Raw genomic sequence first — 12,262 nt, 5'->3', positions numbered from 1 at the left:
TAATAGTACCTGTAACTATCGTTTGGGAAAATGCGCTGATAGTAACTAATTGGAGTAAAATAAATGAAAAGACCTTCCTCTTCCTAAGAAGTAGCCTTTCGATACAACACAAAAAAATGGTTGCCGAGGATTGATTTGTAGATTTTTTTTTCATAATGATTAATTATTAAAACACTTGTAAACGAATTAGTTAATGGATATTTCTTAGAGAGTAAAATTAATATGTATGATTTATTAATATCGAAAGTAGATACATTAAATTACAATTGCAAGCTTTTTTAAAAAAAAAAATAAAACTTCGTTTTTATTTATTTGATAGCCACTAATAGCCACTTTTTTATTCATAACGATTGAATTCGAACAACTATTTACCCACCCTAAGTTGATGGCAGCGAATTGTGCCGTCAGTTTAACCAGAATGTATTTATATGCAGTAACTTTCGTTAATGCATTTCATCCATCTTGACAGAAGAGACAATTGGGCCAGCGCCCGAAAAAGAACTATTCAGCATAAGTCTATATTGAAATTCTCTTCCTTTAGGAATTGTGACCATATAAGTGATTTCAGTCTCGCTTTGCAATATTTGATTCAAACTTACTTTGAAAATCTCATCGGTTGAGTTCCTGTCCCACATGATAATTTCAGCAGAACAATATTGTTTTCGATTGAACTGTCCGGTGATTGTCAGTTTGAAAGTTTCGCTTTTTGTATTGTTGGTTAGGAGTGTCGAAGTGTAGACTTCAAATGGATGTCGTCTAGATATACTACCGGGGTCGGCCATTATTCTAGCATGAGGCCCGAAGCTCGGAATCCAGGTTTTATTGTTCAAGTTAAAACCATCTTTTTCACCCCAAAATAGCTCCGAGCCAATACCATGCATTCCCCCTGTAGGAACTAATCCTCCGTTATACATATTTGTCCCCGAATGGTTGAAAACTAGTATATCTTGATACCCATTCCCATCAAAATCTAAAACATAATTTGCACTGGATGATGACGAAGGGAAACGAAATTTAGTAGATTCATCAAGGAATCCGTCTTTATTAGCAGATAAAATAAAAGTTCCCACACGACGAGATAGTTCCGCATGATAATTTGCGATGATTAACTCCAGCTTATCGTCATTCAATTGAGCGATGGACCCGCCTTGCGCCCCAAAAGTTTTAAATGAACGTTTATTATCCAAGGAAAATAATCCATTATTGTTTATTAGTATCCAGGAATCAATATCGTTTGATTTGGTGTCAGAATTATGGTAGTTCTGACACCAAATATCTACCCATCCATCATTATCGAAGTCAGCGATTGTAACCCTGGGAGTAAAAACATGTGTATCAATTATTACCGGTTCTTGGAAATAAAAATTGCCTCGATCAATACTTCCATACAAAATTGCAATAATTTTATCTCCAGATGTAACCGCATCAAGGATTCCATCGTTATTCACATCAGCTATGAAACAAGAATATGCTGGGTAGTTGAAATTGAATAACTTGACGACATATTTTCGATTGCCGCGACCAAATAGCAGAGCAGCTTGATCTCCATTTAGTGGAGTTGCTAGAACATCCAAAATTCCATCTTTGTTATAATCTGCGACATTGACTGTATTTGCATTAAAAGGAAGCTCAATTTCGACTAGGTTATGAGCGTTTACTTCGTCATAAACATTATAGCGGATAACTAGTTTATTCGCTCGTTCCTGCAGGTAAATCAAATCCGTTTTACCTTTGTCTTCCATGTCTGCGAAGGCTATGTTGGTTTCAGGTGCAGACGGTGGCATTCGAATAACACTTGCTGGATTATAAATTCTACTTGCACTACCTTTAAAAATATACAAGGGAGGTCGATTTGTAACTGTTCCGCTTATTGTATTAATCAAAATAACGTCCTTATTATTAGTTCCATTATCAGCAGCTAGAATGTCAATTGCCCCAAATCCTTGAAGTTCAGAACGATTTTCAGGATAAAATCCATTTGATGAATTCATGTATATATAACTTGGAACATCGAAGGTTGTCTGATTACGATGTTGAGCAAATAAAATATCCAAATCTCCTGAATTATTTATATCCTCGAGACGGACAGATGTAGCTCCTATGGTAGGCAAACCTGTTTTGTTTTTTTTATCGAATCCCTCTTTGCTACCCCACCAAATAAATGATTCAGTTTGGAACTTAACATTCCCATTAACATCTTCAGAAAAATAGTTTGCGATGACGAGGTCGGTAAACCCATCCTTATTCAAATCCCCCGCATCTGCAGCAGTAGCATTTTCAGTGTCCAGAACCGTACGATTATTTAACGAGAATTCTCCGTTATCGTTCCAGAAAATTTCCGAATGGGCACCCTGGGATGGAACGAAGATATCGGGATAACCATCTTGATTAAGGTCCTTCACGAGAATTGAACGATTATAAAACTTCCCCTGAAGCAAAGGCTTTGGTGCTAATACAGGAAGTAATTCTGGAGTACCTAATTTCCCGTTTTTTAATCGAATAATTCGTATGGCTCCTGGCATACCCGTCTCGAGGAAAATCAATGATTTCTCTCCATTTGCAGCAATGTCAGCTACCTTTACATCAACTGCAAATAACGTTGGTATCACTTGAACACTATCGTTGCTAAATCCTGCTTCCGTTTGATTAAAAATATAGGAGGATTGTTCGCGCTCGCCAGCTAATGTTGTTAGTCTATCATGAGGTAAGTTTGCCGCCTCTACAGAAACATCCTCCCTTCCCGGATTTGCAACTATTATATCCATTAAACCATCTCCCGACAAATCTGCAACCGCGATGGCCCTGCCTCTATCGGCAGGCAATAGGGACCGGCGTGCCGGGTTTAGACCGTCCACTGCCCCCCAATAGATATATGAGGGGAAATTTGACAAAGTCCACCCGTGTATGAAGTTTGTAATGATGAGGTCTTTGTACCCATCTCCATTGAGGTCTTCAAGAATAGATCTTCCTCCCCCTCCTGTTGGCAATCTGATTACAGAAGACGAGCTTTCCAAAATCCAATTAAAATTTTGAAAGGCCGGTGCATCAAGTGGGATAGGAGGTGTTATAGAACGCAGACCATATGGTTTAAGATTTTTATAAACAAGTACATCAGGTGTATCATAGTGATTATGATCATTATTTACTACGACTTCCGGATATCCGTCCGAATTGAGGTCAAAAACATTTATAAACTGGATATTACCATTTCGAGATACATATAAATTGCCACCCGAATCGGAAAATTTCCCCTTAGAAAAATCAACAAAAGTATGATGAAAAAAAAGCGTTTTAGGATCAACTTGAGGTTGACGATTGCTTGCTGAATCATTTTGATCCCCCCTATATGCCGGGCTTCTCAACTCCAATTTTTCAGATCTTGGGCTTTTAGCACTACCCAAAACAGCAATTCTGCTTCCGCCATGTTTAGGTATCGATGGATTATTGAATCCCATTAAAATTATGCAAATAAAAATCCACGCAATCTTCCTGTTTTTTAGTTTCTTCATTATGTTTTTATTAAATTCTTGTACAATTATATTACTCTTTAATAGTCGGGGTTTAACGAGGTGCCTCTGTATTAAATATCACTTCAGTCTATTCTCGACCCATGGCAGTGAACTACTTTAGATCATGGTTGGGGCACTTGCGAATAATAACTATTATTTAAGGATAAGTACCTGAGCAAGCGAAAAAATGCTGCTGCCATCAACAGCGTTAGTACGCGAATTGGAATACAATAAGCGACCAAAAGCTTTCAAATTATCTTTTATTTTAAGATCGCTGTTGAAATTTAGTGAAAGCCTATTATATTTTTCAAAGAATATAATTAATATGTATGATTTATTAATACTGAATGTAAATACATTAACTTACAATTGCAAGCTTTTTTAAGAATAAATAAAACTTTGTTTTTATTTATTTGTTAGTCATCTCCATGAGAGTTTTTTCCAAACAGATTTGCTTCAATCTGGTGAACAATCCCTGGGAATGGGCGCTTGTATTCTACAAGCTATCCAAGATTTTGGCTGCTTCGCTTTCAAATATTTTCTGCCATTCAGGTGCCAGGTTGGTATCGCAATCCTCTTGGGCTTCTCCGGTATTCAACAGCTGCTTGGCAGTAGGCGCGTAATAAATATAGCCATTGGTATATCCTGCCACAAAAGTAAACTCATTAGGAGCTTTACTTTTAATATTGAGACCAATTTGCACAGTCAATTCACCTGGAAAAGTAATGAGGCTCATATCTCCAATTTTCACACCTAGCATTTCTACATTAATAGATTTAGCGTCACCAGATTTTTCTTGATGCATTCGCACCAGCGATAAATTAGTCTGAACTCGTGTCAATCGTTCCATTATATAAATATTAGATTGATAGTTGAAAATATCTCTTTTATTAATGGAATCTAACCTCATCATGTCATTTCTCCCCAATAATTTATCATGTAAGTATCTCTGCCCGTAAAATGAAGGATAATCATTAGAGTAATTGTATTTCGCGTTCAATGATATAAACGATTTTAAATTAACGTTAGTCCCCTTCAAGGAACGAAGTAACTTTGTTTGTTCGCTCTCTAGGGCTACAATTCGTTTAGCGAAGTCTGCTCTAGGAAGTTCCATTGAACGACTTATAATGTTCAATTTGCCACCCTCTATCACCTTTATTTTTGCCAGCGCTTTCAGAACGCTTAAACCAAGCATGTTTCCTAAAGGTTCTGCATCAGCCGGAATATCTACGCTTTTGTAATTGATCGGATTAATGTCCCCTGCGCAACCCTGCAAAAAGAGCGCAGTACCCTTCAAATTATCTTCAATTACCTTAGAAGCAAAACCAATTATATCCGCAGTATTTCCCCCATTAGGTACTCCCTCAATTGGGTGAACGGCGAAGTTGTAAAGGACAGCAAGATTTTCACCATTTTGCTTGTCTATACGAAGAATCCCTATTTCCGGGTCAATCGGTCCAATTTCGGCAATATCTTTATCAGGGGGTAGTGAATATGCGCGACGGGCGTCTGTTTGAGTACCATCTTTCATTTTAAACCTTCGGTTTTCCATAATTCGATTCTCAAACCCTACACCTGATCCAACCTTAACAGAGACCAAGTTTTTAGACGCCTCTTTAACTGCAAGGACAGTTAGTTCATCAACATCGTCTCTCACAACCCCATGGCAATGACTAGAATTGATAAGAATATTTGAAACCGGAATATTCAGTTCCTTCTGTATCTGCAAACGAACTTTTGAAATATAGCCTGCCTTAACTGGCCCAATTTCCTCTAGAGCAACTACGTCAAGCGTAATGATGACCATTCTGGTCAGGCCATCATCTAATACTAGTGCCTTTACATATAAAGGATCATTAACTAAACCAGCAGTACGGTCTGTGATTTCAATTTTAGCAACTCCGGCTTTAATTTTGGCATCAGAATTACTTGAAATTAAGGTCAAAACAATAATAAAAAAGAAGTAAAAAAAGCCTCCTCTGCAAGAAATAACGTGTTTTACGCTAAAATTGAAAATAATCATATGCGATATGGTTTCTGTTGAAATTATTGAATTATTATTGCCCAAGGACTAATACTGAGCACCCTGGGATTGGTACTTATTCAGTTTAATTTTACTTCATGATATATGAAAAAATATCCTTCACTTCTTGTTCAGTGAGTGAATCCAAAATACGTTCTGGCATAGTCGATATTTGTTGTGCTTTCATTTCTTTAATCTGTTTGCTAGAAAGTGTAATCTCCTTCCCATTAAGGGATTGTAGAGTAAAAGAATCTCCGTTTCGAGCCAATATTTTACCCTCCAATGATCGTCCATCTGTTGTTGTAACACGGTGAATCACATACCCTTCCCGAATATCTGCATTGGGGTCAATTATATTCAGTAGCATAGAATTGATATTGCGTCTCTCATATCCAGTAAGATCAGGGCCAATATCCCCACCTTCCTTAAACAGTCGATGGCAACCGCCACAAGACCTTAAAAAAAGAACACGCCCTCTTTTGCTATCTCCCTCACCTGATCTTATTATTTTAATATATTTTGCTATCATAGTATTTTTCTCAGAAGATGCTACCAACTTCAAATTGGGCCAGATTCTCTCAACAGATTTTGTAATCATCGGGTCGTTAAGAAGCTTCAATCTCCTTGCAACTTGCTCAGTCACATCGTTTTTACTTATTTTTTTCGTATTCTCAATTGAGCTAAGCAATTCTCTAGCCCAATTGCGACGACTTGCAAATAAATCCATAGCTGCCTCTCTTACCCCTAAATCACCTCTCATCTGTGGGTAAATTGAAGCTACACGAACACCTATCTCATTCATGTTATATCGCTCTAATGATTGCAGAGCTGTTTCTTTTAAGGCTGCAGATGATTTGCTACTTTCAACCACTTTCAATAAAGCTGGCACGGATTGCGGTAAATCTGTCTGACCCATTAATTTAATGTACGTGCGGCGATGGTCAATACTCGAATTATCGTCAACAATGATATTTAGTGCCTGATTAACTGCTTTTACATCCTTTTTCTGAATACCGAGAGCTAATGGGCCACCAAAAAAGCTCGACTGAAAGGGTTGAATAGCTCGCATCAATTCGGGCGATAGTTCGAGAATATCCCGTCCCCTAAGTCCTTCGTTTAATCCGCTGATAAGTACTTTAGAAAGATCCTTTGAAGGTGAGAGTTTAATCAATCGAGCAGCAGAGTTATAGTTCTCGTCACCTCCAGCCATAATATATCGTTGCATTAGTCTTTTCAAAATAACAGTTTTAACAACATTCTTCTGCCATATACTCTTATCTTCAAACATGTCTACAATTAGATCTCGATCAGTTTCTGATTTAGATTCTATTGCCCACCAAATCAGCAATGGTATGTCGGGATCTTTAGAATCATCATGATTCTTTAGTAGTCCTCTAAGGATTTGAATTGCATCTAGTCCAGGCAGTCTTTTAGCTGTGGATGCTAATTGGCTCCTCACTTCAGGATCGGTCTCGAAAGATGCTAGTTTTCCAAGTTGACTTGAAATGGTTGATGACACCCTTTTTGTATCTCCTAACAACCTTACACCCCATAGTCTAACATAGGAATTCTTATGTTGCAAGGCCAAAGTTGTGGTGCGGTCATCCAACCTGTTGATGATATTAATTGCCCAAAGAGCTTCCAGTGAGCTAGGATTATCCTTTGATTCAAGTAAACCAACCAATTTTGGTATAATAGACCTATCCTTGCTGTTTCCAAATTGTATCAATGCTTGCTGGCGAAACCATTTATTATTGCTTTTCAATAATTCTACCAATTGCTCAGATGAATATTTACTTAAATCAAACTTCTTAAAACTAACTGGCCGATTTTTGTTACGAAGTCGATATATACGACCTGAACTTTTATGCCATGTGTCACGCGGATCGACGTGGGAGAGACGGCTATCATACCAATCGGCAATATAAACGGAGCCATCAGGGCCGGATTTTAAGTCTACAGGCCGAAACCAATGATCGTCGGTTTCAAGAATCCGGTCTTCATCAACATTTCTGAACGTAGAGCCTTTTGATTCCAGCCTTGTAATCTGCACATAGTTAAGAAGAGGATTGAGCGCTATAAATTTTCCATTGTAACGACTTGGAAATGAGCCTCCTTCATATCTAATTAAAGAATGTGTAAAGCGCCTTGTATCACCCTGCAACTCCATATTAGATAAATTTCCAAAGGCATACTTATTTGTATAAGGTCCATGCTTTCCTAAACTTTTGGGATAATAAGCTCCCTGCTTAAAATTAGGTCCGCGATCAGAGCCATTATTGCCGGAAAAAAGATGACCCTTCCCATCAAATTCAACATTGAATGTATTACCACCACCTTCTGAAAATACCTCGAATACCTTTGTCTCAGTATTGTATCTCCAGATTGCCTGGCCTTGAAAACTAATATTTTTTGAAACGGCAGAACTAATGTTAGCAGTGGAAGTACTGCCCTGCCCCCCATAAAGCCAACCATCAGGTCCCCATTGCAAACTATTAGCAACCGCATGAGTGTCTTCTAACCCAAAGCCCCTTAAATGTACAACAGGATCCCCGTCAGGAAACCCGTCGCCATCAGGATCAGCATAAGCTAATAAGTAAGGTGGATTTAACACCCATATGTTTCCTCTCCCTAAAGTTACACTGGTTACCATGTTTAGGCCAGTTATAACATCGGTAGATTTCTCAAATCTTCCATCACCATCAGTGTCTTCAAAAACAGTAATTTTGTCGGCTCCTTTAATTCCTTTAGGAGGAGGAGCTGGAGTTTTATCAAATTTAACACGTAAGAAATTATCAATGCTTTCAACTTTGAGCCCTTTAGGATAAGGATATTGATTATACTGTACCACCCAAAGCCTCCCCTGGTGGTCAAAACTTAGCTCCACAGGTTGCATGATAGCTGGTTCAGATAATACAAGGTCGAGGGCAAGGTCTTTTGAGTACTGGAAATGCTCTAATGCCTTCGATGGCAACGTAGGTTGTGTAGAATCCGTGAGCGCCCCAAGTCCCTTAAAAGCATCCATATAGCTTTCCACATCTTTATTAGCTGCCAGGTCTTTTATAGTTCGCTTATCATGTTCAACGTTTGTATTACATGCCAGTATTCCATTGAATAAAAATAGGATTATCAGATATCGTATATATATTTTCATAACGTAACAAGAATGCCAGGCATTATATAAATAAATAAGTATTACATATTTACGACAATAAATTTAATCTGCAAGAAAAAAGTAAAAAAAGTCTCACAAATGATAATGAATACTCAGCCAGGTTTCCGAGCCCTTTTAACGGATTCGAAAACACAGGGTTTTAAAAGCAACTAAATATTGATGAAACAAACTATTTCAATATCAAACTCTGCTAACGTTGGGTCTGTAAACCATTCATAGCAATAGCATAGCGCTTCCCTAGGATTACAGCAGACTTAGTATCGAAATGAGTAGAATCACCTTTATGTTGAAGTCCTCTTGCGCTTACAACTGCAGCATTGGTTACAGAAATAGAAAGGGTACTGAGCTCCTTATTTATAAGGTTATTATCCTTAAAAAAATAACCAATTTCACCGGCAACGAAAGGCAAATTTGGGTCGCCGATATCAATCCTTAACTTTTTTACAAGTTCAACCAACTTCGTTAGGTAAGTCATAGCTGCCTTATCATTACAATCTGATTCACCTTGATGCCAGATAATTCCTTTGATAACACCCCTTCTCATAGCGAGTCTCGTACGCTTAATAGCATCCTCATATGGAAATACTCCTGTGTAAGCTAATCCGTCTGTCCACGCACTTATAGGAGATCCCCCAAGAGCAGCAGGAACCAGCCCAATTCGAATCTTATGGTTGTTCTTTAATATTGATTTTGCAAAACTTAATCCTGGACCAACTCCTACAATTGACGGACGATCGAAATGTATAGGATCTTTGGCTGGGATCCAATTATTATTTTCATCAAGCATTTCGATTCGATTGTCGACCCTACTCTTAGTCTTATCAATTAAGCCTCTTCCAGCCATATTGGATTGTCCGATCAACAAATAGACATGAAAATTTGGATCGATGTCGTCCTCGATGATTTTGCGTTTTACAAATGATGTAAAAACAATAACTAAAGAAATACATAGCAGGAAGATTATTAATTTAGGCCGAATATTCATTGTTTCTTTATTTAGAAAAAGGTATAATTACTATAAGGAAGCCTAAACGAGTCATTTTATCGAACAATAATATTATGACCCAAGAATCTAGCAACACATATATTCATGTTAAAGAACAATTTACAAATTCATCTTTTTTAATTCACTTACCGCATGAGCACAGGCTCTCGCAGTAAAAGCCATATATGTTAGGGACGGATTCTGGCAAGCAGAAGAAGTCATACATGAACCGTCAGTTACGAAAACGTTTTTTACATCATGCATCTGATTCCACCTGTTCAATACCGAAGACTTTGGATCAAGACCCATCCTGGCAGTCCCCATCTCATGGATTGCCATCCCTGGCGTACAGCCATTGTCGAACCCCTTAACATCTTTTAATCCCGCAGCTTCTAAAATCTCCACGGCATCATTCATCATATCAACCCTCATTTTTCCCTCATTTGTTTTGTATTCGCAGTTGATTGAAAGTACCGGTTGCCCCCATTTATCCTTTTTAGACTTATCTAACTTTACCTGATTTTCATAGTACGGCAAGCATTCCCCAAATCCACTAAGTCCCATCGTCCACGGTCCAGGAGTTGTCATTTCTTCCTTGAAATCTGCTCCAATATTCATCTCTGCTATGGCACGTTGCCAACCAGTGCGACTGGCACTGCCACCGTAATGGAAACCGCGTAGATAGTCTCTTTTATCCCCATCGAAATTTCTGAAACGTGGGATGTAGATACCACCTGGTCGCCGGCCGTAATAATACTTATCCTCAAAACCTTCCATAGTGCCAGAAGCACCTACCCTAAAATGGTGATCCATAAGATTGTGACCAAGTTGACCACTGGAATTACCAAAACCATCTGGAAATGTCTCCGAAACAGAATTAAGGAGAAGAAACGTTGTACCTAAAGTGGATCCATTTAAGAAAATAATTTTGGAATAAAACTCCATAGTTTCATTTGTTTCTGCATCAATCACTACAACACCTTTAGCTCTGCGCTTTTCCTTATCATAAATCAATGAATTAACGATTGAAAACGGACGAAGCGTGAGGTTACCAGTAGCCAGTGCCGCTGGAAGAGTTGAAGACTGTGTACTAAAATAAGCACCATATGGACAGCCTCGACTACACAGATTCCGATTCAAACACTTCCCTCTATTCAAATGTGGGATAGTGAGATTCGCTTCTCTATAAACTGTCATCATTCGCAAACCCTTGTAATGTCTTTCTATCCTTTTTTTTACTTCTTTTTCAACACAGTTCATTTCCATAGGTGGCAGAAACTGTCCATCAGGTAACTGCAAAAGACCTTCATTCTGACCGCTGACTCCTACAAATCGTTCAACATAATCATACCAGGGCGCAATATCTTTATACCTAATAGGCCAATCTATACCCATTCCATCTTTGGAATTGGCTTCAAAATCCATCTCGCTCAGCCGTAGACATCCACGGCCCCAGGTCAGCGATCTCCCCCCCACTTGAAAGCCACGATACCAATCAAAGCGCTTTTCCTCAGTATAAGGACAGTCTAAATCGTTAACCCAAAACTTCTCGCTGTATCCATTATAAAATCCGCTGCGTGTCTGAACAGGGTGATTACGAATTTGCTCTTGCGTCAATCTCCCACGATGTTTGAACTCCCATGGATGTAACATTGCCGTGTCGTAATCCTTGACATGTTCTATGTTTCTGCCCCGCTCTAGCAAAAGCACTTTTAAACCTTTTTCAGTGAGTTCTTTTGCCGCCCAACCACCACTAATTCCCGAACCAACTACGATTGCATCGTAAGTGTTTTGTTTCTTCGCATCAATATTTAGCATCATTAGTCTTCGAATTAATCGTCAATACCTTTATTAGAATTATATGACCCATGCCTTTTGGCCCTTTTTAAATGGAACGCAACCGTCATAGGTACCTGGCGTCGCTACATAATTTAAAGCTTGAGTTGAACCAATCTCTGAAGTGAAATAGCCTAAAAAGGTAAGTTCTCTAACTAATCGTAAAAACTGAGACAGCAAATCCGGTTTTGTGGCAGTTGTATTTTTAATTTGGGAGGTTCGAACTTCATCACCAAGCTTAATAAGTATACTCTCACGATCGGAATGGCCTGTTTCATTAAATGCTTTACCAAAATTAACCAATGACAAACCATTCACTCGTTCAATTCCCTCAGCAAAAGTCTTATGCACACCTGCAGGGTAACAATCCTCAATCATCATAATGATGAACGGTCCTACTCCTGCAGCAGATGCCCCTGGTGTCGATGTTGTGGGTATGATCGTATCTGCTATTGCATCGATAATATCCTGCTGCATTTTATTAAATTTTTTCGTTTCTCCATCAGACATGCCACTTGGTTCATTGGCCAATATGCTTGTACCGGAAAAAACAAATGCTCCACCAAATAAAAACGCAAACCTAGTTACCACTTCTCGTCTATTCATTTCAGCTATATTAAACTTTAGTTAAATATATTAATATGTATGATTTATTAATAAACTTAATCATTACGTATGTATATTACAAGTCTCTTAACTTAAAAAACTATTTTTACTAATATCTTAAGGATGCC

General features: G+C 38.3%; 6 protein-coding genes. All 6 read right to left on the bottom strand.

Going from position 1 to position 12,262, the window contains the following annotated elements; genetic code table 11:
- Positions 1-443 precede the first annotated feature (443 nt).
- The 6 genes from VGE44_RS11345 to VGE44_RS11320 all read right to left on the bottom strand — a co-directional run bounded on the left by VGE44_RS11345 (position 444) and on the right by VGE44_RS11320 (position 12,134).
- Positions 444-3,509 carry a VCBS repeat-containing protein gene (locus VGE44_RS11345; RefSeq protein ID WP_331079065.1) on the bottom strand — a complete coding sequence of 1,022 codons (3,066 nt, stop codon included), beginning with the start codon at positions 3,507-3,509 and terminating at the stop codon, positions 444-446.
- Positions 3,510-4,005: 496 nt separating this feature from the next.
- Positions 4,006-5,532 (bottom strand): hypothetical protein, encoded by a 1,527-nt coding sequence (locus tag VGE44_RS11340; protein ID WP_331079063.1) that lies wholly within the window; start codon positions 5,530-5,532, stop codon positions 4,006-4,008.
- A 91-nt stretch (positions 5,533-5,623) separates the two neighbouring features.
- The gene (locus tag VGE44_RS11335; RefSeq protein WP_331079061.1) at positions 5,624-8,686 is read right to left on the bottom strand and encodes a DUF7133 domain-containing protein; all 3,063 of its coding nucleotides are present in this window, start codon (positions 8,684-8,686) and stop codon (positions 5,624-5,626) included.
- A gap of 211 nt (positions 8,687-8,897) precedes the next feature.
- Positions 8,898-9,692, bottom strand: a complete 795-nt coding sequence (locus tag VGE44_RS11330; RefSeq protein ID WP_331079059.1) for a sialate O-acetylesterase — start codon at positions 9,690-9,692, stop codon at positions 8,898-8,900.
- Between the two features lie 120 nt (positions 9,693-9,812).
- On the bottom strand, positions 9,813-11,513 hold the full coding sequence (locus VGE44_RS11325) for a GMC family oxidoreductase (protein WP_331079057.1): 1,701 nt from the start codon (positions 11,511-11,513) through the stop codon (positions 9,813-9,815).
- Positions 11,514-11,549: 36 nt separating this feature from the next.
- Complete coding sequence (locus tag VGE44_RS11320; RefSeq protein WP_331079055.1) at positions 11,550-12,134, bottom strand: gluconate 2-dehydrogenase subunit 3 family protein; 585 nt, start codon at positions 12,132-12,134, stop codon at positions 11,550-11,552.
- Between the last annotated feature and the right edge of the window lie 128 nt (positions 12,135-12,262).

Source organism: Daejeonella sp., from assembly GCF_036405355.1.
In the GTDB taxonomy this organism is placed as follows: domain Bacteria; phylum Bacteroidota; class Bacteroidia; order Sphingobacteriales; family Sphingobacteriaceae; genus Daejeonella.
Note: the sequence above shows the minus strand (reverse complement) of the source record. Positions and strands in the feature narration are given on the sequence as shown.

Bases quoted from the DNA above. Each gene is read 5' to 3' on its own strand.
- VGE44_RS11330 (WP_331079059.1), bottom strand. From the start codon at position 9,692: ATGAATATTCGGCCTAAATTAATAATCTTCCTGCTATGTATTTCTTTA.
- VGE44_RS11325 (WP_331079057.1), bottom strand. From the start codon at position 11,513: ATGATGCTAAATATTGATGCGAAGAAACAAAACACTTACGATGCAATC.
- VGE44_RS11340 (WP_331079063.1), bottom strand. From the start codon at position 5,532: ATGATTATTTTCAATTTTAGCGTAAAACACGTTATTTCTTGCAGAGGA.
- VGE44_RS11320 (WP_331079055.1), bottom strand. From the start codon at position 12,134: ATGAATAGACGAGAAGTGGTAACTAGGTTTGCGTTTTTATTTGGTGGA.
- VGE44_RS11335 (WP_331079061.1), bottom strand. From the start codon at position 8,686: ATGAAAATATATATACGATATCTGATAATCCTATTTTTATTCAATGGA.
- VGE44_RS11345 (WP_331079065.1), bottom strand. From the start codon at position 3,509: ATGAAGAAACTAAAAAACAGGAAGATTGCGTGGATTTTTATTTGCATA.